The sequence below is a fragment of the Streptomyces sp. NPDC043853 genome (assembly GCF_056436025.1).
Genome location: NZ_JBWKDJ010000003.1, coordinates 580,052 through 604,365, shown reverse-complemented (window position 1 = coordinate 604,365; position 24,314 = coordinate 580,052). Strand labels below are relative to the sequence as shown.

Here is a 24,314-nt window from a genome sequence, read left to right as displayed (position 1 = left end):
GGTCACGGGTTGTGTGACCTGGGGTTTCTCTGAGCCGCCTTCGGGATTCGAACCCGAGACCTACGCATTACGAGTGCGTTGCTCTGGCCAACTGAGCTAAGGCGGCATGCTGCGCTGACAATCGTCCCGTCGCGGAAAGGCTGTCATCAGCAGCGGCGCTAAGTCTACAGGGTTAATCCCGGTGCCCCGAACCAGGCCGGGGCACCCGGCGTGGGACGGGTGTGCAGGTCAGCACTTCTTGCCGTCCGCGGGTGCGGCGCCCTCCAGGAGGTAGCGGTTGATCGCGGTGTCGATGCAGTCGCTGCCGCGCCCGTACGCCGTGTGGCCGTCGCCGTCGTACGTCAGCAGGATGCCCGAGTCGAGCTGGCCCGCCAGGCCCTGGGCCCATTTGTACGGGGTCGCCGGGTCGCGTGTGGTGCCGACCACCACGATGGGCGGTGCGCCCTTCGCTGCCGTGCGGTGGGCCGAGCCGGTGGCCTTGGCCGGCCAGTACGCACAGTTCAGCGAGGCCCAGGCGAAGCCCGCGCCGAAGACCGGGGAGGCCTTCTCGAAGGAGGGCACGGCGGCCGTCACGGCCTCCGGTCCGGTGAAGGCGGGCGGCTGGTCCAGGCAGTTCACGGCGGCGTTGGCGTACATCAGGTTGGCGTACGAGCCGTCCGGTTCGCGTTCGTAGTAGCTGTCCGCCAGCGAGAGCAGTCCGGCGCCGTCCCCGTCCATCGCCTGCTCGATCGCCTCGCGCAGCTGCGGCCACGCCGACTCGTCGTACAGTGCCGCGATCACTCCGGTGGTGGCGAGGGCCTCACCGAGCGGACGGCCCGGCTCGCCGGTCGGCACCGGCTTCGCGTCGAGCGTGCGGAAGAACTCCTTCAGCCGCTGCGCCACCTGGTCCGTGCTGCCCCGGCCCAGCGGGCAGTCGGTCTGCTTCGCGCAGTCCCGGGCGAAGGAGCGGAAGGCGGTCTCGAAGCCGGCGGTCTGGTCCCGGTTGAGTTCGATCGCCGTGCGGGTGGGGTCCATCGCGCCGTCCAGCACCAGCCGGCCGACCCGGCCCGGGAAGAGGTCGGCGTACGTGGCGCCGAGCAGGGTTCCGTACGAGGCACCGACGTAGGTCATCTTCTCGTCCCCGAGCACCGCGCGCAGTACGTCGAGGTCGCGGGCGGCCTCCACGGTGGAGACGTGCGGGAGCACCCTGCGGGAGCGCTCCGAGCAGCCCGCCGCGAACTCCTTGAAGGCCTCGACCAGCTTCGCCTGCTCCGCGCCGTCGTCCGGTGTCTGGTCGACCTGGGTGTACGCGTCCATGCGCGGCCCGGTCAGACACTCCACCGGCGCGCTGCGGGCCACACCGCGCGGGTCGATGGAGACCATGTCGTAGCGGGCGCGGACCGGGGCCGGGTAGCCGATGCCCGCGTACGCCTGCAGGTAGCCGATGCCGGAGCCGCCGGGTCCGCCCGGGTTGACCACGAGGGAGCCGAGCCGCTTGCCGGGGCCGGTGGCCTTCTTGCGGGCCACCGCGAGCTCGACGTCCTGGCCGGACTCGGGGTGTGCGTAGTCCAGCGGCGCCTTCATGGTCGCGCACTCGAAGCCCGGTACACCGCACTCCCGCCAGCGCAGCTTCTGGTCGTAGTAGGAGCGGAGCTTCGCCGGGGGGTCCACCGGGACGGCGGGGGCGGCCTGGGCCCGCCCGGCACCGGTGGCTCCGCCCGCGGAGGCCGAGGCACGCTGGGCCGAACCGCTCGTGGTGCACCCGGAGAGCAGCAGCCCGGCGGCTGCGATCACGGTCCCGGTGGTGCGCAGCAGGCGACTGGTGTCCATCCCGCGAGCCTACGTCCTGATGCCCGCGCGGCGGCGATCTTCCCGGGCCGGTACGCCCGCACGGCCCGCGTCCGGCACCCGCCCGAGGCCGCTGTTTGCCCGTACGGGTGAGCGGTCAACCGGGGGCAGCCGGAGGGGCCGCCGGGCAGGTGGTCAGCCGGCGCGGAGGGCCATGGTCATGGCCTCCACCGCGAGCAGCGGGGCCACGTTGCGGTCCAGTGCCTCCCGGCAGGCGATGATCGCCTCGATGCGGCGCAGGGTCCGCTCGGGGCCGCCGGCCCGGGCCACCCGGTCGAGGTCGCCCCGTATCTCCTCGTTGGCGATGGCCACCGAGGAGCCCAGCTGGAGGGCGAGCACGTCCCGGTAGAAGCCGGTCAGGTCGATGAGGGCGAGGTCGAGGCTGTCGCGCTGGGTGCGGGTGCGGCGCCGCTTCTGCTTGTCCTCCAGCTCCTTCATCACGCCGGCCGTGCCGCGAGGCATCCGGCCGCCGGCCCCGGCGGGGGCGCCGAGCGCGGCCTTCAGGTCCTCGGTCTCCTTGGCGTCGATCTCTTCCGCGACCTGCTTGGCGTCTTCCGCGGCGGCGTCGACCAGTTCCTGAGCGGCCTTGAGGCAGGCGCCCACGTCGTCGACGCGCAGCGGCAGCCGGAGCACTGCGGCACGGCGGGCGCGGGCGCGCTCGTCCGTGGCCAGGCGGCGGGCCCGGTCGATGTGCCCCTGGGTGGCGCGGGCGGCGGCCGCGGCCGCGGCGGGCTCGATGCCGTCCCGGCGGACCAGGAGGTCGGCGACGGCGTCCACCGACGGGGTGCGCAGCGTGAGGTGCCGGCAGCGGGAGCGGATCGTGGGCAGCACGTCCTCCAGCGAGGGCGCGCACAGCAGCCAGACCGTCCGCGGGGCGGGTTCCTCGACGGCCTTGAGGAGGACGTTGCCCGCGCCCTCGGTGAGCCGGTCGGCGTCCTCCAGCACGATGACCTGCCAGCGGCCCACGGCGGGTGAGAGCTGGGCACGGCGGACCAGGTCGCGGGTCTCCTTGACGCCGATCGAGAGCAGGTCCGTACGGACGATCTGGACGTCCGCGTGGGTGCCGACCAGGGTGGTGTGGCAGCCGTCGCAGAACCCGCAGCCGGGCGCGCCGCCGAGGGCGCGGTCCGGGCTGGTGCACTGCAGGGCGGCGGCGAAGGCCCGGGCGGCGGTGTCCCGGCCGGAACCGGGAGGCCCGGTGAAGAGCCAGGCGTGCGTCATCTTGGAGGCGGCGGGCGGCGGCTGCCCGGCCTCGGTGGCGGTGACCAGCGCGTCGGCGTCCCGCGCGGCGGCGGCCAGCTGCGTCTCGACGCGCTCCTGGCCCACCAGGTCGTCCCATACGGCCATGCCGCCGCCTCCTTCCTCGTCCGTTCTCGTCCGTTCTCGGTCCGTTCCCGTCCCGCGCGGTCGGGGACGGTGTCCTGCCTGTCATGCGGGTCCCGGCCCGTGAGCTCCCGGCCCGTGCCCCACCGACCATTGTGGCGGGCGCCACCGACAAGCCGGTCCGCACGCCACCCCGGCGCGGCCCGTGCCGGGTGCCGGGGGGCCGCGGGCGCCGGGGGTGCCGGGGGTGCCGAGGGTGCCGGGGTGCCTCAGCGGCGACGTCGGCGCGGCGGCTCCTCGCCGTCGCCCTCGTCTCCGTCCCGGTGCGGACCGAGCAGCTCGTCGGCCAGCGTGGGGAGATCGTCCAGCGGGGTCTCCTCGGCCCAGTCGGAACGGCGGCGGGTACCGGCCGCCGGGTCCACCACGGGCAGCTCGCGCGTGGCGTCCTCACCGCCGGAGGCGGCCGGCCGCGCGTCCCGGAAGAAGCCCGGGGGCACCCGGTCCACCGGCGACTCCCCGGGGCGTACGGGCGGCAGCACGGCCGTCTCGGCCGCCGGATCGCCGCCGGGGCGGACCGGCGGCAGCACCGTCGTCTCGGCAGCCGGGTCGGTCTTCCGGAGGTTCGCCTTCGGAGCGGCCGGGTCCACCTTCGGGACCGGCACGGTCTCGGTGATGTCGTCCGGCCTCAGCACCCGGCGGTCCGGCCCGGTGGCCACTGCCGGGGTCTCGACGGTCACGGCGTCGTCCGGGTGCCCGGCCGGAGCAGAGCGCTCGGCCGGGGCCGGAGCCTCGGCGGGCACCGAAGCCCGGGCCGCCGCAGCCGCACCGTGAGCGGTAGCCGCAGCCGCACCGTGAGCGGTCGCCGCGGCTTGGGCCGCCTCGGCCGCGGCTGCCGCCGCCGCGGCGGCCGCGGAGGCGGCCGCGACCCGGCGCGCCTCCTCCGCCTTCAGCAGGGCCTCCTCCGCCCGGCGCTGCTTCTCACGGCGCTTCGCCTCGGCCTCGGCCCGCAGCCGGGCCTCCTCCTCGGCCTGCTTCCGCAGCCGCTCCTGCTCCGCCCGGAGCGCCTTCTCCTCGGCTTCGGCCCGGAGCCGCTCGGCCTCGGCACGCTGCCGCTCCTCCGCCGCCCGCCGGGCGGCCTCTTCCTCCGCCCGCCGGCGCTCTTCCTCCGCCTTGCGGGCAGCCTCTTCCTCCGCCCGCCGACGCTCTTCCTCCGCCCGCGCCCGGGCCTCGGCCTCGGCACGCTGACGTTCCTCCTCCGCCTTCCGGGCGGCCTCCTCCTCGGCCCGCTTGCGCTCCTCCTCGGCCTTGCGGGCGGCCTCCGCGGCCGCGGCCTCCTCGGCCGCCTTCCGCTTCGCCTCCTCCTCGGCCCGCCGCCGCGCCTCCGCCTGCGCCTGCAGCTCGGCCTCGGAGAGCGGCAGCATCCGGTCCAGCCGGTGCCGTACGACCGTGGTCACCGACTCCGGGTCCTGGCCGGCGTCCACCACCAGGTAGCGCCCCGGGTCGGCCGCCGCCAGGGTCAGGAATCCGGCGCGCACCCGCTGGTGGAACTCAGCCGGCTCCGACTCCAGCCGGTCGGGCGCCTCCGTGAACCGCTCCCGGGCCGCCTCCGGCGACACGTCCAGCAGCACCGTCAGGTTCGGGACCAGTCCGGTCGTCGCCCACCGCGAGATCCGGGCGATCTCCGTCGGGGAGAGGTCGCGCCCGGCGCCCTGATAGGCGACGGACGAGTCGATGTAGCGGTCGGTGATGACCACGGCGCCGCGTTCCAGGGCCGGTCGGACCACGGTGTCCACGTGCTCGGCGCGGTCCGCCGCGTACAGCAGCGCTTCGGCGCGGTTGGACAGGCCGGCTGAGGACACGTCCAGCAGGATCGAGCGCAGCCGCTTGCCGATGGGGGTGGCTCCGGGCTCGCGGGTCACCACCACCTCGTGGCCCTTGCTCCGTATCCAGTCCGCGAGCGCCTGCACCTGGGTGGACTTGCCGGCGCCGTCGCCACCCTCCAGGGCGATGAAGAACCCGGTGCCGGACGGCGCCTGCGGCGGCTCGCCGCCGCGCAGCGCCTCTCGCAGGTCGCGGCGCAGCGGTACGCCGCTCCGGTCGTCGGCACGGGCCAGTACGGTCACCGCCACCGGCAGCAGCAGCGCGCCGACCAGCATCAGCGTGAAGGCCGCGCCGCCGTGCACGAAGGCGATGCTGTCGGGGCCCTCGCCGCCCAGCCGGTGCGGGCCGATGGCGGCCGCCAGGAGGGGCGCGGCGATCGCGCCCACCGCGATGGCCACGCGTACGACGGCCTGGAGGTGCTCGGTGACCCGGGCCCGGCGGAATTCCTCGGTCTCCTGGTCGATGAGGGTGTGACCGGTGTTCGCCGCGACGCCCGCGGTCACGCCGGCGAGGGCGCTCAGGAACACCACGGTCGCGAGGTCCGCGACCAGGCCGGTCAGCAGCAGCGCGAGTCCGGTGACGGCTATGGCCAGCGCCAGCAGGCGGCGCCGGGACAGCGCGGGCAGCACCTTGCCGGCCTGGCTGGCCCGGATGCCGGCGGCGGTGCCCGCGGTCAGGGCGAACACCAGCAGGGCGAAGCCGGCCGGGCCGCCGCCGAGGTCGAAGACGTGCAGGACGGACACGGCCACCGCGCAGGACACCGCCCCGGCGACCGCGGCGCAGGCCAGGACGAGCAGCGGGACGGCTCCCGTACGGCCCTTCTCCGGGCGGTCTCCGGTACGGGGTGCGCGCAGGCCCTCCAGGGGCGAACGGGGGCGGGGCGTCTTGGTGCCGGGCAGGATCAGCGGCAGCAGCAGCGAGACGGAGGCCGCGAACAGGCCGGCCGCGACGTACGAGCCGAGGGCGGCGCGGTTCTCCGCGAACCAGTCGACGCCCAGGCCGAGCGCCTCACCGACCAGGGTGGCGGCGAGCAGCGCCGCGGCGGCGACGGGCAGTGCGGCGAAGCTTGTCCGGAGCGTCAGCCGACGCAGCGCGTCGAGGTGGTCCGGGAGCGGGCGTACGGTCGCCCCCTCGGGCGGGGGCTCCGGCAGCAGGGCCGGTGCGGCGCCTTCCTTGGCGACGGTCCACAGCCGCTCGGCGACCCCGGCGACGAACACGGTCGCGAGGAGGGCGGTCAGGGCGTGCGCCGGGATCCAGTCCAGCCAGAGCGGGGCGACGACGAACAGGGCGATGCGGAGTCCGTCCGCGCCGATCATGGTCCAGCGGCGGTCCAGCTTGCCGCCGTGCTCCTTGGGCGCGAGGAGCTTGTCGAGCGGGCCCAGCAGCACCGCGCCGGTGAGCAGGGTGGCGAGGACGCGGACCCCGAAGACGGCGGTGACGGCGAGCGCGGCGCCGCGGTAACCGCCGCCGAAGGCGGCATCGGCCACCGCGGCCTGCAGCGCGAGCAGGACCAGGACCAGGAGGGCCAGGGCATCTCCGATGCCGCTGACGAGCTGGGCGCTCCACAGGCGGCGGAGCCGGGGCGTGCGCAGCAGGGCGCGCACCGCCCGCTCGCGGGAGTCCGCGGCCAGGGCTTCGTCGTAGGTGGGGTTCACGGGGTCCTTCCCGGAGGGCACGACCGTTGGTTGCTCGGCTCGCGTCATCCGCCCAGCCTATCCGCTGCGCTCGGCATGGCGGAGGTGAGCGGCAGCCCGCACCCGGGAACGACGAAGCCACCGCCGGAGCGGTGGCTTCGGTTCCACGCTGCGCGATACGGCGCGCCCCGGTCGTTCCGGTGTGCCCACCCGTTCCGCCCTGCGGAACGTTTGCCCACACCGGGCGGGGTATGACCCGGTCAGTCCTCGGTCGGGGCGGCGGTCGTCTTCTTGGCGGCGGCCGCCTTGGCCGTGGTCTTCTTCGCCGTCGTCGCCTTCGCCGTCGTCTTCTTCGCGGCGGCCGTGGTCTTCTTGGCGGCCGTCTTCTTGGCAGCGGTCTTCTTCGCGGCCGTGGCCGTCTTCTTCGCCGGGGCCTTCTTCGCGACCTTCTTGGCCGGCCCCTTCGCCCGCTTCTCGGCCAGCAGCTCGTAGCCCCGCTCGGGCGTGATCGTCTCGACGTCGTCGTCCCGCCGCAGCGTCGCGTTCGTCTCGCCGTCCGTCACGTACGGACCGAACCGGCCGTCCTTCACGACCACCGGGCGCTCGCTCACCGGGTCCGTGCCCAGCTCCTTCAGCGGCGGCTTGGCCGCGGCGCGGCCCCGCTGCTTGGGCTGGGCGTAGATCGCCAGCGCCTCCTCCAGCGTGATGCTGAAGAGCTGGTCCTCGGTCTCCAGGGAGCGGCTGTCCGTGCCCTTCTTCAGGTACGGACCGTAGCGGCCGTTCTGGGCCGTGATCTCCACGCCCTCGGCGTCCGCGCCCACCACCCGCGGCAGGGACATCAGCTTGAGGGCCTCGTCCAGCGTCACCGTGTCCAGGGACATCGACTTGAAGAGGGACGCCGTCCGCGGCTTCACCGCGTTCTTGCCCGTCTTCGGGGTGCCCTCGGGGAGGATCTCCGTCACGTACGGGCCGTACCGGCCGTCCTTGGCGACGATCTCGTGCCCCGACAGGGGGTCCTTGCCCAGCGGGAACTCACCGCTCGGCTTCGAGAACAGGTGCTCCGCGTACTCCACGGTCAGCTCGTCGGGCGCGAGGTCCTCGGGCACGTCGGCCCGCTGGTGGCCCTCCGCGTCCTTCTCGCCGCGCTCGATGTACGGGCCGTAGCGGCCGACCCGCAGCACGATGCCCTCGCCGACCGGGAAGGAGGAGATCTCCCGGGCGTCGATCGCGCCGAGGTCGGTGACCAGCTCCTTCAGACCGCCGAGGTGGTCTCCGTCGCCGTTCCCCGCCGAGGAGGCGTCCGCGATCTCGCCCTCGCCGCCGAAGTAGAAGCGCTTGAGCCACGGCACGGACTGCGCCTCGCCCCGCGCGATGCGGTCGAGGTCGTCCTCCATCTTCGCGGTGAAGTCGTAGTCGACGAGCCGGCCGAAGTGCTTCTCCAGCAGGTTGACGACGGCGAAGGACAGGAAGGACGGCACCAGGGCGGTGCCCTTCTTGAAGACGTAGCCGCGGTCGAGGATCGTGCCGATGATCGACGCGTAGGTCGACGGGCGGCCGATCTCGCGCTCTTCGAGCTCCTTGACCAGGCTCGCCTCGGTGTACCGGGCCGGCGGCTTGGTGGCGTGGCCGTCCGCGGTGATGTCCGAGGCCGAGAGGGCGTCGCCCTCCGCGACCTGCGGGAGTCGGCGCTCGCGGTCGTCAAGCTCGGCGTTGGGGTCGTCGGCACCCTCGACGTACGCCTTCATGAACCCGTGGAAGGTGATGGTCTTGCCGGACGCGGTGAACTCGGCGTCCCGGCCGTCCGCGGCGGTGCCACCGATCTTGACGGTGACGGAGTTGCCGGTCGCGTCCTTCATCTGGGAGGCGACGGTCCGCTTCCAGATCAGCTCGTACAGCCTGAACTGGTCGCCGGTCAGTCCGGTCTCGGCGGGCGTGCGGAAACGATCACCCGAAGGCCGGATGGCCTCGTGGGCCTCCTGCGCGTTCTTGACCTTCCCGGTGTAGACGCGCGGCTGCGGCGGCAGGTAGTCGGCGCCGTACAGCTGGGTGACCTGGGCGCGGGCGGCCGCCACGGCGGTCTCCGACAGGATCGTGGAGTCCGTACGCATGTAGGTGATGAAGCCGTTCTCGTACAGCTTCTGGGCCACCTGCATGGTCGCCTTCGCACCGAAGCCCAGCTTGCGCGACGCCTCCTGCTGGAGGGTGGTCGTGCGGAACGGGGCGTAAGGGGAGCGGCGGTACGGCTTGGACTCGACCGAGCGGACCGCGAAGGAGGTGTCGGCGAGGGCGGCCGCCAGGGCGCGCGCGTTCGCCTCGTCCAGGTGCAGGACGTCGCTCTTGAGCTGCCCGTTCGAGCCGAAGTCGCGGCCCTGGGCGACACGCCGACCGTCGACCGTGTTCAGGCGGGCGACCAGCGAGGACGGGTCCGAGGCGTCGCCGGCCCGGCCGGTGGAGAAGGTGCCGGTCAGGTCCCAGTACTCGGCGGAGCGGAAGGCGATGCGTTCGCGCTCGCGCTCGACGACGAGACGGGTGGCGACGGACTGCACGCGGCCCGCCGAGAGTTTCGGCATGACCTTCTTCCAGAGGACCGGCGAGACCTCGTAGCCGTAGAGGCGGTCGAGGATGCGGCGGGTCTCCTGGGCGTCGACCATGCGCTGGTTGAGCTCGCGCGGGTTGGCGACGGCCTCGCGGATCGCGTCCTTGGTGATCTCGTGGAAGACCATGCGGTGGACGGGGACCTTGGGCTTGAGGACTTCCTGCAGGTGCCAGGCGATGGCCTCGCCCTCGCGGTCCTCATCGGTGGCGAGGAAGAGCTCGTCGGACTCGGCGAGCAGGTCCTTGAGCTTCTTGACCTGGGCCTTCTTGTCCGCGTTGACGACATAGATCGGCTGGAAGTCGTGCTCGACGTCCACGCCGAGGCGGCGCACCTCACCCGTGTACTTCTCGGGCACCTCCGCCGCGCCGTTCGGGAGGTCGCGGATGTGCCCGACGCTCGCCTCGACGACGTATCCCGGGCCGAGGTAGCCCTTGATCGTCTTCGCCTTGGCAGGGGACTCGACGATGACGAGTCGGCGGCCGCCCTTTGCGGTCTCGCTAGTCGGGGACAACTTGGCTCTTCTCTCCGGTCGGCACTCGGTCGCAGTACGGCGACGCTGCGGAGTGTGACGGTACAACCCGCCCCCGTGTCAAACGGCACGTGCCCGCAACGGCCACTCGAACGGTAACCCGACTAGTGCCCTTCGTGCCGCCCGGATGTCGCGCCGGGCCCCTGTCGATCACCGGCCCGAGTGGCCTGGGGGCCGTCTGGCCCCGCCCCGGACCCGGTCCGGGGGATCATGCCGGGCTCGCCCCGTTTCCGCCCGGACAGCCGCCCGGGTCGCCCCGGACCTGCCGGGTCACGGCCGCTCAGAGGCGGCTGAGGCACCACACGCCGAGGGCCAGCGAGATCCCGCCGGCCAGCAGGGCCGCCGGAACGGCCACCGCGGGGCGTACGCCGTCCGCGACGGGCGCGCGGTTCAGTGCGCGCGCCCCCGTCCAGGCCAGCAGAGCGGCTCCGAACAGCAGGAACACCGTCGCGGCGAAGACTGCCGGACCGCTTTCCATGCCGTTCCCCTTCCCCGGAGCCGCTCCCCCGGCGTTCCCCCGGTTTCCCCCGGATTTTCATCGGCTCGGCGAGCCTCGCAGTCCAGGTGGTACACCGGGCGAACCCGAGGTGAATTCAGCGTTCCAGCGCCTCGGAGGGCTCCAGGAAGCCCTGCTCCACCAGCAGCCGGATGGCTTCCGGCGTACGGTCGCGCAGCACGACCGGGTCCTCCTGCACCAGCTGGGCGATCGCGTCCAGGATCCGTCCCGCCGTCAGCGATCCGTCGCACACGCCTGCGAAGCCCGCGCCGACCGTGTCCACCTTGGTGGCGCGCCGCATGCCGCGGTTCTGCCGGAGCACCACGTGCTCCGGGTCCTCCGCCCCCGGCGCGCCGACCTGCTCCTGCATCACCTCGACGGCCAGCCTGAACCGGGCCTCCAGCAGCGCCGCGTCATCGTGCCGACGCAAGTAGTCCTGACGGGCGAAATGCGCCCGCACGGTCTCCCCGAGCGGCTGCTCCACCGGGTGCGGCCACTCCTCCACCACGATCGAGGGCTCCTCGGCGTCACTGCGGCGCAGCGTGATCCAGCCAAATCCGACGGCCTTGGTCTTGCGGGCCTCGAACTCGTCCAGCCAGTCCTCGTACCGCTCCGCGTACTCCCCCGGGTCGGTCCGGTGGTCGCCCGCGTCCCGCAGCCAGAGCTCCGCGTACTGGGTGATGTCCTGCACCTCGCGCTGCACGATCCACGCGTCGCAGCCGCGCGGCACCCAGGAGCGCAGCCGGTCCCGCCAGTCCTCGCCCTCCACGTGCTGCCAGTTGGCCAGGAACTGCGCGTACCCGCCCGGGTTGAGGTGCTCGCCCGCCTGCTGCACCAGGGTGCGGCACAGGTCGTCGCCGCCCATCCCGCCGTCCCGGTACGTCAGCCGGGCGCCGGGCGAGATCACGAAGGGCGGGTTGGAGACGATCAGGTCGTACGTGGCGCCGCCGACCGGCTCGAACAGGGATCCGGTGAGCAGCTTCGCCTCGGGGGCCCCGGAGAGGGCAAGGGTGAGCCGGGTGAACTCCAGGGCCCGCGGGTTGACATCGGTGGCGGTGACCCGGGTGGCGTGCTGGGTGGCGTGCAGCGCCTGGATGCCGGATCCGGTGCCGAGGTCGAGGGCGGAGCCGACCGGGGTGCGGACGGTGATCCCGGCGAGGGTGGTCGACGCGCCGCCGACCCCGAGGACCACCGCCTCCTCGCGGCTGCCGATGCCTCCGGCCCCGCCGACCGCACAGCCGAGGTCCGAGACGATGAACCAGTCCTCCCCGTCCGGGCCGCCGTACGGTCGCACGTCGACGGTCGCGTGCACGGTGTCCTCGCCACCGTCGGTCCGCTCGCGCCGCAGCCAGCCGTCGGCCAGGGCCTCTTCGGCCGGCAGCGCCTGCGCGGCGTGCGCGTACGGCACGGGCCGCTGCAGCAGGAACAGACGCACCAGGGTCTGCAGCGGGCCGTCCCCGCGGGTGGCGCGCAGGGCGGGCACCGTCTCGCTGCGGGCCAGTGCGGCGTAGGCGGGGGCGCCGAGCAGGTCGAGCAGGCCGTCGGCGGTGAAGCCGGCGGCGAGCAGGGCCGCGCGGAGGGCTGCGGCGCGGTCGGGCGAGGGAAGGCTGCTGGTACTCACGCATCCATTGTGTCGGCTGCCGTCCACGATCCGTGCGACCGCGGGCGGCCCTGTGGAAAACCCCGGAAACCCCTGCGCCCGGGAGCGGTGCCGTGGAGGACCGCCGGGAGCCGGACCGGCGGGACGCCGGGGGCCGGGGCCGGGCGAGCCCGGTCCGCCCCCGAACGGCCCGCGGACAACCCCCGGACCGCCCGCGGTCAGCTCTGCGCGGGCGAGGGCACGACGCTGGCCTGACAGCCCTTCTGCGCGGCCATCGCCTTGTCCAGCCCGCCGGCCTTCAGCTTCTCGCGGGCGGCCTTCTCGTCCGCGGAGACCTTCTCCAGACCGGTCGAGAGGTCATCGAGGCCCGCGGCGAAGTTGTTCTGGTTCGTGGCGTCGAGCTGGTCCGTCTTCGTCTTGAGTTCGGCGTAGCCCTTGGCCGTGTCGTCGAAACCCTTGGCGGCGGCGTCGGCTGCCGCCTTGGCGTCCTTGCCGCCCGGGTCACCGGCGTCGCGCAGGGCCAGGCTGATCGACCCGAACGCCTCGGACATGGTCTGGAAGGCGGCCGAGTCGGTCTGCTTGACCTCGTCGGGCTTGCTGCTCTCGGTCGCCACCCGCTTCAGGTCGGCATTGGCCGCTTCGATCTTCTTGTACTCGGGCTGCCACTTGTCGCAGACCTTCTTGGCCCAGTCGCTGGACTTGTTGTCGCTTTGTTCGCTGCAACCGGACAGCACGAGCATCAGCACCGCACCGCCGGAGACCGCGGCAGCAAGCTTCTTGTTCACCGGATTGGTCCCTTCCAAGGCTCTCGGCCCGGAAGATACACGCCGACCATCGGGGTGTGCGGAAAAGCGGACGGACGGCGCGTCAGTCCGCGCCGTCCGTCCGCCGTTCAGACCTACCGTCTCCGGGTTCCCGCCCGGGTCCGGATCAGATCAGGAAACCACCGCCGGGTCCGTCTGCTGGGACACCCGCTCGGTGGCCCCGCTGGTGCTGTCGTCGCCGACGGCGATGCCGCGCTTCTTCGACACGTACACGGCGCTGACGATGACGATGATGGCGAGGGCCGCGACGACGGCGCGCACGACGGGGTTCGCGTCATCCCCGTAGCTGAACTGGACGACGGCCGGGGCGATCAGCAGCGCCACCAGGTTCATCACCTTGAGCAGCGGGTTGATGGCCGGGCCGGCGGTGTCCTTGAACGGGTCGCCGACGGTGTCGCCGATGACGGTCGCGGCGTGCGCCTCGCTGCCCTTGCCGCCGTGGTGGCCGTCCTCGACCAGCTTCTTGGCGTTGTCCCAGGCGCCGCCGGAGTTGGCCAGGAACACGGCCATCAGGGTGCCGCAGCCGATCGCGCCGGCCAGGTACGAGCCGAGCGCGCCCACGCCGAGGGTGAAGCCGACCGCGATGGGGGCCATCACGGCGAGCAGGCCGGGCGTGGCGAGCTCGCGCAGCGCGTCCTTGGTGCAGATGTCGACGACGCGCCCGTACTCGGGCTTCTCCGTGAAGTCCATGATCCCCGGGTGCTCGCGGAACTGCCGGCGGACCTCGTAGACCACGGCTCCGGCGGACCGGGAGACCGCGTTGATGGCGAGGCCGGAGAAGAGGAACACGACCGCGGCGCCCAGGATCAGGCCCACCAGGTTGTTGGGCTGGCCGATGTCCAGGCTGAGGCCGAGCTGGTCGCTCTTGGCCCCGACGTCCTTGACGGCGCCCGTGATCGCGTCGCTGTACGAGCCGAAGAGCGCGGCGGCCGCGAGCACGGCGGTGGCGATGGCGATGCCCTTGGTGATGGCCTTGGTGGTGTTGCCGACGGCGTCCAGGTCGGTGAGGACCTGCGCGCCGGCGCCCTCGACGTCGCCGGACATCTCGGCGATGCCCTGCGCGTTGTCGGAGACCGGGCCGAAGGTGTCCATGGCGACGATCACGCCGACCGTGGTGAGCAGGCCGGTGCCGGCCAGCGCGACGGCGAACAGCGCGAGCATGATCGAGGTGCCGCCGAGCAGGAATGCGCCGTAGACGCCGAGGCCGATCAGCAGCGCGGTGTAGACGGCCGACTCCAGGCCGACGGAGACACCGGCCAGGACGACGGTCGCGGGGCCGGTCAGCGAGGACTTGCCGATGTCCCGGACGGGACGGCGGTTGGTCTCGGTGAAGTAGCCGGTGAGCTGCTGGATGAGGGCGGCGAGCACGATGCCGATGGCCACGGCGACGAGGGCGAGGATCCGCGGGTCGCCGCTGTGGTTGATGATCGCGGGGTTCTCGACCCCGGCGAGCTCCTTGTAACTGTCCGGCAGGTAGGCGAAGACGGCGATGGCCACCAGCACCAGGGAGATCACGGCGGAGATGAAGAAGCCGCGGTTGATGGCGCTCATGCCGCTGCGGTCGGTGCGGCGCGGGGAAACGGCGAAGATGCCGATCATCGCGGTGATCACGCCGATGGCGGGGACGATCAGGGGGAAGGCCAGGCCGAGGTCGCCGAAGGCGGCCTTGCCGAGGATGAGGGCGGCCACCAGGGTGACGGCGTAGGACTCGAAGAGGTCGGCGGCCATGCCCGCGCAGTCGCCGACGTTGTCGCCCACATTGTCGGCGATGGTCGCGGCATTGCGCGGATCGTCCTCCGGAATGCCCTGCTCGACCTTGCCGACCAGGTCGGCGCCGACGTCGGCGGCCTTGGTGAAGATGCCGCCGCCGACACGCATGAACATCGCGATCAGCGCGGCACCGAGGCCGAAGCCCTCCAGCACCTTGGGCGCGTCGGCGGCGTAGACCAGGACCACGCACGAGGCGCCCAGCAGACCGAGCCCGACGGTGAACATGCCGACCACGCCGCCGGTCCGGAAAGCGATCTTCATGGCCTTGTGGGCCACGGCGGTGAGGTCCTTCTCGGGCTCGCCCGGTCCGGGGGTGGCCTCGCGGGCGGCCGCGGCGACGCGGACGTTGGCGCGGACCGCCAGGCGCATGCCGATGTAGCCGGTGACGGCCGAGAACAGGGCACCGACCAGGAAGAAGGCGGAACGGCCCGCCCGCTGCGACCAGTTGTCCGCGGGGAGCAGGAAGAGCAGGAAGAAGACGACGACGGCGAAGATGCCGAGGGTGCGCAGCTGGCGGCCGAGATAGGCGTTGGCGCCTTCCTGGACCGCTGCCGCGATCTTCTTCATGCTGTCGGTGCCTTCGTCGGCGGCGAGTACCTGGCGGACCAGGAGTTGTGCGACGACGAGTGCGGCCAGAGCGACGGCCGCAATGACGAACACGATCAACCGATTGTCATCGGTGAGTACCGCGGCCGCCGAAGGGGTGAAGAGCCCCGTCATACGTCCTCCTTGACGTGATGAGCTCAAAGATGTGGACGGATTGTAGGGAGCCTCACCGGATCAAAACAGTACGCGGGAAACGGAATTGGCCTTCTCTTGCTCCTCAGCAAAAGATCGCGTCACTCCATTACCCTCGAAAGCGGTAATGGGGCAAAAGCATTGACGGTCGCCCATTGATCCACTTCAACGAAAAAGGCCCTGCTCAGCAGGGCCTTGAACGTTTATGAATAAGATCGGAAAGCGCGATGGGCCGATCGGGTGAAGATCGAGAAAAAGGGCGGACTCTAGGACAGTTCCGGAGCGCCGGCCACGGGCCAGCTCATGCGGATCACCCCGCCCGATTCCCCACTGGTGACCTCGACGTCGTCGACGAGCCCGCGGATCACCGCGAGGCCCATCTCGTCCTCGTCCTCCGCGTCCTGCTCCGGGCCCGAACCGGCACCCGGGGCCGCGCCGGACGGACCTGCCACCTCGTCGACGACCTCGATGGAGAAGAGCTTCTCCTCGTCGTTCAGCACGACCCGGACAGGAGTGGTGACACCGCTGCCGAGGTGCAGCCCGACGGCACGCGAACACGCCTCGCCGACGGCGAGGCGCACCTCGTCGAGCACGGCCTCCTCCACGCCGGCCCGCCGCGCCACGGCTGCCGCCACCAGGCGGGCCGTACGCACGTGCTCGGGCTGGGCGCTGAAGCGGAGTTCAACGGTGGCCATGTACTCCCCCTCGGACTACGGACGTGCCTTACAGGGGCCCGGGCCTGACGGCCCGGCACCCCCGCTGCTCGATGGACGTCAGTCGGTGGCGGCGACGGCGTCTTCCACCGAGGTGTGGATCGGGAAGACCTTCGTCAGACCGGTGATGCGGAAGATCTTCAGGATGCGCTCCTGGTTGCACACCAGCCGCAGCGAGCCCTCGTGTGCGCGGACCCGCTTGAGGCCGCCCACGAGCACACCGAGGCCGGTGGAGTCGAGGAAGTCCACTCGCTCCATGTCGACGACCAGGTGGTAGCTGCCGTCGTTCACCAACTCCACCAACTGCTCGCGCAGCTTGGGCGCGGTATACACATCAATCTCGCCACCGACCTCGACGACCGTGCGGTCGCCGACAGTGCGAGTCGACAGGGACAGGTCCACGGATCCTCCAGCACCTTGCTATCGAGCGGCGCCCCCCAGGGGCCTCCCCACCCGAAGGTAGTGGAGGGATTGGCTGCCGCAATGGCATTCAATCACTTACCGGCAGGCGTGCACGACGCCTTCTGCCCATTGTCCCCGACACCGGTGACACACTCGGTTGCAATGGCCAGTACTCACCGTCCCAGTCGGCCCACGGCCGCCACGGACCCCCGACCCACTCCCGCCACGGTCCTGGACCGCCTGTCACGGGGGCCTGGCCGGGCTGCGCGCATCACCCATACGGAGCATCTGCCCCCTCGGGCAGGCCGTCATGCCGTCTGGCCGGATCGCGTCCGAACGGATGTCGTAGCCGCCATTCGGGCGGCGGGCATCGAGCACCCCTGGGAACACCAGGCCGCGGCCGCCGAGCACGCGCTGGACGGCGAATCGGTGGTCGTCGCCACCGGCACCGCCTCCGGCAAGTCCCTCGCCTACCTGGCCCCCGTCCTGACCGCCCTCGCGGACGGTGCGGAAGCGCCCAACGGCCGGGGGGCGACCGCCCTCTACCTGGCCCCCACCAAGGCCCTGGCCGCCGACCAGCGCCGCGCCGTACGGGAGCTGGCCGCCCCGCTCGGCAACGCGGTCCGGCCCGCCGTCTACGACGGCGACACGCCCGTGGAGGAACGGGAATGGGTCCGCCAGTACGCCAACTACGTGCTCACCAATCCCGACATGCTGCACCGCGGGATACTTCCGGGCCACCCCCGCTGGTCCTCCTTCCTCCGTGCCCTGCGCTACGTGGTCATCGACGAGTGCCACACCTACCGGGGCGTCTTCGGCTCGCACGTCGCCCAGGTCCTGCGCCGCCTGCGGCGGATCTGCGCCCGCTACGGCTCCGAACCGGTCTTCCTGCTCGCCTCGGCCACCAGCAGCGACCCGGCGGCCGCCGCCTGCCGCCTGACGGGCGTGCCGGTCACCGAGGTGGTCGACGACGCCTCACCGCGCGGCGAGGTGGTCTTCGCCCTGTGGGAGCCGCCCCTCACCGAGCTCGCCGGCGAGCGGGGCGCCCCGGTGCGCCGCACCGCCACGGCCGAGACCGCCGACCTGCTCACGGACCTGGCCGTGCAGCGGGTCCGTACGGTCGCCTTCGTCCGGTCCCGGCGCGGCGCCGAGCTGATCGCCCTCATCGCCCAGGAACGGCTCGCGGCGGTGGACCGCTCCCTGCCCGGCCGGGTGGCCGCCTACCGGGGCGGCTACCTGCCCGAGGAGCGCCGGGCCCTGGAGCGGGCCCTGCACTCGGGCGAGCTGCTCGGCCTGGCCGCCACGACCGCGCTGGAGCTGGGGGTGGACGTCTCCGGCCTGGACGCCGTCCTGATCGCCGGCTATCCGGGCACCCGGGCCTCGCTGTGGCAGCAGGCGGGCCGGGCCGGCCGGTCCGGCCAGGGCGCCCTGGCCGTGCTGATCGCCCGGGACGACCCGCTGGACACGTACCTCGTCCACCACCCCGACGCACTGTTCCGGCAGCCCGTCGAGGCCACCGTGCTGGACCCGGACAACCCGTACGTGCTCGCCCCCCACCTGTGCGCGGCCGCCGCCGAGCTGCCGCTCACCGAGGCCGACCTGCCCCTCTTCGGCCCCGAAGCGACCGGCCTCCTCCCCCAGCTCGAATCCGCGAAGCTGCTGCGCCGCCGCGCCACCGCCTGGCACTGGACCCGCCGGGAACGGGCCGCGGACCTGGCCGACATCCGGGGTGGCGGAGGCCGCCCGGTCCAGATCGTCGAGGCGGACACCGGCCGGCTGCTGGGCACGGTCGACGAAGCCGCCTCCCACACCGCCGTGCACGACGGCGCGGTCCACCTCCACCAGGGCCGGACGTACCTGGTCCGGCACCTGGACCTGGAGGACTCGGTGGCCCTGGTCGAACCGGCCGACCCACCCTTCTCCACCACCGCCCGCGACACCACCTCCGTCTCCATCCTCGACACCGAGACCGGGATCCCCTGGGGCGAGGCCCGGCTCTGCTACGGCTCCGTGGAAGTCACCAACCAGGTCGTCTCCTATCTACGGCGGAAACTGATCACCGGCGAGGTCCTCGGCGAGTCCAAACTGGACCTGCCGCCCCGTGTCCTGCGCACCCGGGCCGTGTGGTGGACGGTCACCGAGGACCAGCTGGACGCGGCCGGGATCAACCCGGAGATCCTCGGCGGCGCCCTGCACGCCGCCGAGCACGCCTCCATCGGCCTCCTCCCGCTGTTCGCCACCTGCGACCGGTGGGACATCGGCGGGGTCTCGATCCCGCTCCACCCGGACACGCTGCTGCCCACCGTCTTCGTCTACGACGGCCACCCCGGCGGCGCCGGATTCGCCGAGCGGGCCTTCCGGACTGCCCGCCAGTGGCTGACCGCGACCCGGGACGCCATCGCCGCCTGCGAGTGCGAGGCCGGCTGCCCGTCCTGCATCCAGTCCCCCAAGTGCGGCAACGGCAACGACCCCCTGCACAAGCGCGGCGCCGTACGCCTTCTCAGCCGCCTCCTGGCAGGCGCACCCCCCGAGTAGCCCCGACCCGCTCCGCCGAGGTGTCTCCGGGCGGGCCCGCGCGCGAGCGGATGCGGACCGTGAACGGGCCGGCCGCGGCCTCGGCGGTGGCTTCCGCCGCCTCCCCTTCCACGGTGCACCGGGCCAACCGCGCGCCCTGGGCTTCCACCACCCTCCGGGCCGCCGCGCAGGCGGCCTGCGGGCCGTGCGCCCAGGCCGTGGCGGACGCCAGGGCGGCCAGGTCGGCGGCGGCCGCCGCCCGGTGCCGGGCCACCACGGCCTGGCCGAGCAGCAGCACGCCCCCGAAGACCGCGCCCAGCACCGTGGTCACGAGCGCCGCCCACACCGTCGCCGAGCCCCGGTCCCGGCTCACGGCGGCGGCCCCACACTGTCCTCGGCGAGCGCCACCGCCGCCGCTCCGAGCCGGACCGGCAGCCCGGCCGGCCCCGGGGCGGGCGCGGTCACCCGCACCCGCCAGAGGTCGCCCGTCCGCCGCACCTCCACCTCCGCCCCGTCCGGGGCGGCGGCCTTCGCCGCCGCCACCGCCTCCCCGGCCGGCTCGGACCGTGCCACCGCCCGGGCCCCCGCCCTGGCCGCGTCCACGCACCGGATCTGCGCGGCCGCCGCCATCAGAGCCCACACGAGCAACGCCGCGAAAAGCACCAGGGCCGGAATCACAAGAGCCGCCTCTGCCGTCACATATCCGCCGTCGCCCGTCGCATACCCGCCCTCATCGGGGGCCTCGGCGGGGACGCCGTTTCCGGGGCACCGGCCGTCCTCCTTTTGATCAGAACGGCACATCGAGTGCCTTCCCGATCGTCGCCTGAAGTGCCGACGAGACCACCTCGCTCGTGACGACCTTGTACAGAACCGCCGCGAACGCACAGGCGGCAATGGTCCCCATGGCGTATTCCGATGTCGACATTCCGGCGTCGCCGCCACGGCCGGCCAGTGCGCTCCGCAGCCGCGCCCAGATGATCCTCATGACAACCTCCTGTGAATTTCAGCTATTGATGTGATTTCAGTTGCCGGAGAGGAGACCGGAGGCCATTCCGATCACCACCGGCGCCACGCCCACGGCGAGAAAGGCGGGAAGGAAACACAGCCCCACCGGTGCGGTCACCAGAACCGCCGCCCGCTGGGCCCCGGCCGTCGCCCGCCGGGACCGCTCGTCCCGCAGGGCCGCGGCGATCCGGGAGACCGGCTCCGCCGAGGGCGCCCCCGTCCGGGCGGCTCGCTCCAGACAGTCCGCGAGGCCGGCGGCGCGCGGTATCTCCGCCAACCTCCCCCACGACGCTCCGGGTTCGCCGCCCAGCCGCAGCTCCGCCCCGGCCAGGGCCAGCCGCTCGCCCACCGGGCCACCCAACGACTCCCCCACCACTTCGGCCGCCTCCACCGGCCCGGCGCCGGCCGCCAGGCAGGCGGCCAACAGGTCCGCGGCGAAGGGCAGCTGACGCTCGGCCTCCCCCGGCGCCCACCGGGAGGCAGGCCCGAGCTCCCGCCGACGCCGCCACGGTGGCAACAGGCCCGGCACCCAGCACCGCGCGCGGTGCGGCGTCCGGCCCCGGCACGGCTCAGTGGAACCGGCGCCCTCCGCCCGGAGCGGCCCGCCCGCCCGGAACTGCCCGCCCGCACGGAGCGGCCCGCCAGTCCGGAGGAGCCCGCCCGCACGCCGCCGCACGGCCCGTCGCCGTATCCGTCCGGCCGCCGCCACGGCCACCCCCGCCGACACCGCCGCCAGCCACAACACTGTCCCCAGCCTGTGGATCCCGGATCCGTCCATCACCCCTCCCCCGCCCGCACGATCCGCCGGCACCACAGCAGCCCCAGCGCCTCCAGCACCCCACCCACCACCAGGCACCCCACTCCCAGCGGGCTGTGCAGCAAGACCCGCAACGGGTCCGCCCCCAGTCCCGTCCCGATCAGCAGCCCCACCAGCGGCAACAGGGCCAGCACCACCGTCGTCGACCGGGCGCCCGCCAACAGGGCCCGGAGCGACTCCGCCCGGTCCCGCTCCGCCCGCAAGGCGGCCTCCAGCCGCTCCAGCCCGGCGGCCAGGCCCGCACCCCCGTCCACCGAGACCCGCCAGCACGCCGCCATCCCGGCCAGCCCCTCAGCGCCGGGCTCCCGGGCCGCCTCCCGCAGCGCCCCGGGCACGTCCCCGCCGAAGGCCGCGGCAGCCAGTACCGCCGACTCCTCCGCCCCCGGCACGGCCGTCCGGCGTATCGCCGCGCCCAGCGCCTGCCCGGGCTGCGCACCCGACCGCAGCTCCCCCACGACCGAGCCGCACAGCGCCACCACCGCGGCCGCCCGCCCTTCGCGCTCCCGGGCCAGCCGCCGGGCCCGCAGCCGCCGCCTGAGCACCGGGACCGCGAGGACGCCCACCACCAGCGGAACCGGCGAGCGGCCCGCCAGGGACACCATCAGCCCGGCCGCGAGACACGCACCCTCCGGCCACCACCGGCCCGCCAAGGCCCGCAGCCCGGCCGCCCGCCGCTCCCATGGCGAACCCCGCGCCGGAACCCCCGGCCCCGCCCCGGACAGCAGCAGCCTCGCCCGCCCCGTCGGCCGACGGCCGCCGGCGAGCAGCCGGACCGCCACCCCGGCACACAGCACCGCGGTCAACCACGGGACCGCGGCCACCACCGACGACTCGCTCATCGCACACCCCCGAGCAGCGGCCGCAGTCGCTCCCAGCCCTGTTCCCGTACGAATCCCCGCGCCGCCCACCGCAGCGCCGGCACCGTGACCACCAGCCCGGCCGGATCCCGCTCCAGGACATGCACCTCGGCAACCCTGCGCCGGCCGCCGCGGTCCCGGGCGAGATGGATCACCAGGTCGAGGGCAGCGGCCAACTGGCTGTGCAGAGCGGCCCGGTCCAGCCCGGCCGAGGTACCCAGGGCCTCCAGCCGGGCCGGCACATGGGCCGCCGCGTTGGCGTGGACCGTGCCGCACCCGCCCTCGTGGCCCGTGTTGAGCGCGGCCAGCAGGTCCGCGACCTCCGCACCGCGCACCTCACCGACCACCAGCCGGTCGGGCCGCATCCGCAGGGCCTGCCGGACCAGGTCCGCCAGGGTGACCAGGCCCGCCCCCTCCTGGTTGGCCGGGCGGCTCTCCAGCCGGACCACGTGCGGGTGGTCCGGTCGCAGTTCGGCCGAGTCCTCGGCGAGCACGATCCGCTCCCCCGGTCCCACCAGCCCGAGCAGGGAGCTCAGCAGTGTGGTCTTCCCGGTGCCCGTTCCGCCGGAGACGAGGAAGGACAGCCGGGCCTCGACGATCGCCCGGAGCAGCCTGCGGCCGCCCGGCGGCAGGGTACCCGCGGCCGTCAGCTCGTCCAGGGTGAAGGCCCGGGGCCGCACCACGCGCAGCGAGAGACAGGCCGAGCCGACTGACACCGGAGGGAGCACAGCGTGCAGCCGGGTGCCGTCCGGCATCCGTGCGTCCACCCACGGCCGGGCGTCGTCGAGCCGCCGCCCGGCCACCGCGGCCAGCCGTTGTGCCAGCCGGCGCACCGCGTCCCCGTCGGCGAAGGTCACCCCGGTCAGCTCCAGGCCGCCGCCGCGGTCCACCCACACCCGGTCCGGAGCGGCCACCAGCACGTCCGTGACGGCGGGATCCGCGAGCAGCGGCTCCAGGGGGCCCGCGCCCACCAGCTCGGACCGCAACTCGGCTGCCGCACCGAGCACTTCGGTGTCTCCCAGCAGTCTTCCCTGGGCCCGCAACGCCGCCGCCACCCGGGCCGGGGTCGGATCGGCCCCGCTCTCCGCGAGCCGTGCCCGCACCGCGTCCAGAAGTCCCGTACTCATACCGGCACCCCCTGGCCCGCCCCGAGCGCGCGCCGCCAGAAGCCGTCGCAGAACCGGGCCAGCGGCCCCCAGACGAAGGTCCCCGGCGGCTCGCCCCGGGCCAGCCACTCGGACACCCCGAGCTCGACCGGCATTTCTCCCGCGAGCGGCAGCCGCAGCAGCCCGGCCACCTCGTCCGGGTCCAACTCGCCCGCCAGCCGGGCCCGGACGACCACCCGGACGTCGCGGGCGACCCCTTCCAGGGCGTCCGCGACCCTGCTCGCGGCCGCCACCGAACGCAGCTCGACCGGAACCACCATCAGCACCAGGTCCATCTGGGCGAGCGCCTCGGCCATCACCTCGTCCACCCGGCGGGGCAGGTCGGCCACCACCACCCCGCCGCGCCGCCGGGCCGCGGCCAGCACCGAACGCATCGCCGCGGGCGGCACCTGCACCCGTTTGCCCCGGTCCCAGCTGAGGAGCCGCAGCGAGTGCAGTTCGGGTAGGGACTCCTCCAGTGCTCCGGCCGCGACCCTGCCGCGCGAGGCGGCGAAGTCGGGCCAGCGCAGCCCCTCGGCCCCTTCCCCGCCGAGCAGCACGTCCAGCCCTCCGCCGAACGGGTCCCCGTCGACCAGCATGGTCCGCTCGCCGGACCGGGCGGCGGAGATCGCCAGGGCGCACGCGAGCGTGGATGCCCCGGCCCCGCCACTGCCGCCGATCACCCCCACGGTGAGGGCGGGCCGGCCCGCCCCCTCGGCCACGTCCGCGATCCTGTCGACCAGCCACTTCTCCGACTCCGGCAGCCACAGCACCTGTTCGGCGCCGAGTTCCACCGCCCGCTGCCACACCGCCGGGTCGTCGCGGTCCCGGCCCTCGGCCCGCCCGACGAGGAAGACCGCGCTCCGCCGGGGCGCGCCCCGCACCCGGCCGGCGACGTCCTCTCCGACCAGCACCAACGGGGCCTCGTCCCAGCCCGCGGAACCCGGCGACCCGCCCCCGGAGGACCCGTCGGAGCCAACCACTCCAACAGCCCCACTGGCCGCACCGACCACACCAGCCCCGACTGACCCGGCCGCCCCGCTTTGCTCTGGCACCGCATAGGACACATGCGGCTCGGCGCCTGCGGCTGCACACAACCGCAGCAGGTCGTCGAGGAGCACCGGGTCCTCGGTGATGATCAGCGGCCTGCCGGCACCGGATCCGGCCCGTTCCAGCAGTTCCCCGGATGTCGTTCCCACCACGATCTCCGCCCCCTTCTCACAGCAAATCCGACGACCACGCACTTCGCGGTCGGAATCACCGTGCCGCACCCCGCAAAAGGAAGTGGATCTTGCTCAAGAACTGTGGATAACGAGAAGCCTGTGAATAACCCGATCACCCTCGCGGACGAGTTCCACAGCGCTCCGGATCCACTACACAGAGTGACGAATCCGGGGGATCGAGGTCCGCTGCCACGCAGGCCCACGCAGGGCAGGAAGAGCCGGGGAGCGATCCCCCAGGGGCGGAATCCGGGGTGTCAACCGTGCCCGGACATGCGACGACCCCCGCCGGGGGGGGAGAGCGGGGGTCGTCCCCACGGCCGACTCGGGGGGGGAGGAGTCGGACCGGGTTAGCACGGTCGCGAACGATCCGTGACTTCCATGGTGTACCCGAGAGCCTTCTCAGGCAAACCCACGCGCCAC

The 24,314-nt window shown here is 73.5% G+C and carries 18 protein-coding genes and 1 tRNA gene; 1 reads left to right on the top strand and 18 read right to left on the bottom strand.

The features are described 5' to 3' along the window. Nucleotides 1-32 precede the first annotated feature (32 nt). The 11 genes from AC067U_RS11600 to bldG all read right to left on the bottom strand — a co-directional run bounded on the left by AC067U_RS11600 (nt 33) and on the right by bldG (nt 16,333). Nucleotides 33-106, bottom strand: a tRNA-Thr gene (locus AC067U_RS11600). A gap of 122 nt (nt 107-228) precedes the next feature. Beyond that, complete coding sequence (locus tag AC067U_RS11595; RefSeq protein WP_478829437.1) at nt 229-1,809, bottom strand: alpha/beta hydrolase; 1,581 nt, start codon at nt 1,807-1,809, stop codon at nt 229-231. Nucleotides 1,810-1,962: 153 nt separating this feature from the next. Continuing rightward, nucleotides 1,963-3,174 (bottom strand): DNA polymerase III subunit delta', encoded by a 1,212-nt coding sequence (locus AC067U_RS11590; protein ID WP_478829436.1) that lies wholly within the window; start codon nt 3,172-3,174, stop codon nt 1,963-1,965. A 245-nt stretch (nt 3,175-3,419) separates the two neighbouring features. Further along, the gene (tmk, locus tag AC067U_RS11585; protein WP_478829435.1) at nt 3,420-6,734 is read right to left on the bottom strand and encodes a dTMP kinase; all 3,315 of its coding nucleotides are present in this window, start codon (nt 6,732-6,734) and stop codon (nt 3,420-3,422) included. Nucleotides 6,735-6,925: 191 nt separating this feature from the next. After that, nucleotides 6,926-9,772 carry a type I DNA topoisomerase gene (gene topA / locus AC067U_RS11580; RefSeq protein WP_478829434.1) on the bottom strand — a complete coding sequence of 949 codons (2,847 nt, stop codon included), beginning with the start codon at nt 9,770-9,772 and terminating at the stop codon, nt 6,926-6,928. Between the two features lie 298 nt (nt 9,773-10,070). Continuing rightward, a complete protein-coding gene (locus AC067U_RS11575; protein ID WP_478829433.1) occupies nt 10,071-10,268 on the bottom strand; it encodes a hypothetical protein in 198 nt (65 codons plus the stop codon). 115 nt (nt 10,269-10,383) lie between these two features. Then, the gene (locus tag AC067U_RS11570) at nt 10,384-11,907 is read right to left on the bottom strand and encodes a DUF7059 domain-containing protein (RefSeq protein WP_478829432.1); all 1,524 of its coding nucleotides are present in this window, start codon (nt 11,905-11,907) and stop codon (nt 10,384-10,386) included. A gap of 197 nt (nt 11,908-12,104) precedes the next feature. Further along, entirely contained in the window at nt 12,105-12,671 is a 567-nt protein-coding gene (locus AC067U_RS11565; RefSeq protein ID WP_478829431.1) for a small secreted protein, read from the bottom strand. Nucleotides 12,672-12,821: 150 nt separating this feature from the next. Beyond that, nucleotides 12,822-15,200, bottom strand: coding sequence for a sodium-translocating pyrophosphatase (locus AC067U_RS11560; RefSeq protein WP_478829430.1), 2,379 nt, complete (start codon nt 15,198-15,200; stop codon nt 12,822-12,824). A 284-nt stretch (nt 15,201-15,484) separates the two neighbouring features. Then, entirely contained in the window at nt 15,485-15,913 is a 429-nt protein-coding gene (locus AC067U_RS11555) for an ATP-binding protein (protein WP_478829429.1), read from the bottom strand. Nucleotides 15,914-15,991: 78 nt separating this feature from the next. After that, on the bottom strand, nt 15,992-16,333 hold the full coding sequence (gene bldG / locus AC067U_RS11550) for an anti-sigma factor antagonist BldG (protein WP_365110777.1): 342 nt from the start codon (nt 16,331-16,333) through the stop codon (nt 15,992-15,994). Nucleotides 16,334-16,414: 81 nt separating this feature from the next. Between bldG and AC067U_RS11545 the strand changes: the two genes are divergently transcribed. After that, nucleotides 16,415-18,868 carry a DEAD/DEAH box helicase gene (locus AC067U_RS11545; RefSeq protein WP_478829428.1) on the top strand — a complete coding sequence of 818 codons (2,454 nt, stop codon included), beginning with the start codon at nt 16,415-16,417 and terminating at the stop codon, nt 18,866-18,868. On the opposite strand, the gene AC067U_RS11540 is transcribed toward AC067U_RS11545, so the two are convergent. The 7 genes from AC067U_RS11540 to ssd all read right to left on the bottom strand — a co-directional run bounded on the left by AC067U_RS11540 (nt 18,834) and on the right by ssd (nt 23,873). Then, nucleotides 18,834-19,220, bottom strand: a complete 387-nt coding sequence (locus AC067U_RS11540; RefSeq protein WP_478829427.1) for an Rv3654c family TadE-like protein — start codon at nt 19,218-19,220, stop codon at nt 18,834-18,836. The genes AC067U_RS11545 and AC067U_RS11540 overlap by 35 nt on opposite strands. Next, nucleotides 19,217-19,546 carry a TadE family type IV pilus minor pilin gene (locus AC067U_RS11535; RefSeq protein ID WP_478829426.1) on the bottom strand — a complete coding sequence of 110 codons (330 nt, stop codon included), beginning with the start codon at nt 19,544-19,546 and terminating at the stop codon, nt 19,217-19,219. The genes AC067U_RS11540 and AC067U_RS11535 overlap by 4 nt, the downstream gene beginning before the upstream one ends. Before the next feature lie 88 nt (nt 19,547-19,634). Then, nucleotides 19,635-19,832, bottom strand: coding sequence for a DUF4244 domain-containing protein (locus tag AC067U_RS11530; protein WP_478829425.1), 198 nt, complete (start codon nt 19,830-19,832; stop codon nt 19,635-19,637). Between the two features lie 36 nt (nt 19,833-19,868). Further along, nucleotides 19,869-20,369, bottom strand: a complete 501-nt coding sequence (locus tag AC067U_RS11525; RefSeq protein ID WP_478829424.1) for a type II secretion system F family protein — start codon at nt 20,367-20,369, stop codon at nt 19,869-19,871. A 260-nt stretch (nt 20,370-20,629) separates the two neighbouring features. Beyond that, on the bottom strand, nt 20,630-21,508 hold the full coding sequence (locus AC067U_RS11520) for a type II secretion system F family protein (RefSeq protein ID WP_478829423.1): 879 nt from the start codon (nt 21,506-21,508) through the stop codon (nt 20,630-20,632). Next, nucleotides 21,505-22,653, bottom strand: a complete 1,149-nt coding sequence (locus AC067U_RS11515; protein ID WP_478829422.1) for a TadA family conjugal transfer-associated ATPase — start codon at nt 22,651-22,653, stop codon at nt 21,505-21,507. The genes AC067U_RS11520 and AC067U_RS11515 overlap by 4 nt, the downstream gene beginning before the upstream one ends. Further along, nucleotides 22,650-23,873 (bottom strand): septum site-determining protein Ssd, encoded by a 1,224-nt coding sequence (gene ssd / locus AC067U_RS11510; RefSeq protein WP_478829421.1) that lies wholly within the window; start codon nt 23,871-23,873, stop codon nt 22,650-22,652. Before ssd ends, AC067U_RS11515 begins: the two co-directional genes overlap by 4 nt. Between the last annotated feature and the right edge of the window lie 441 nt (nt 23,874-24,314).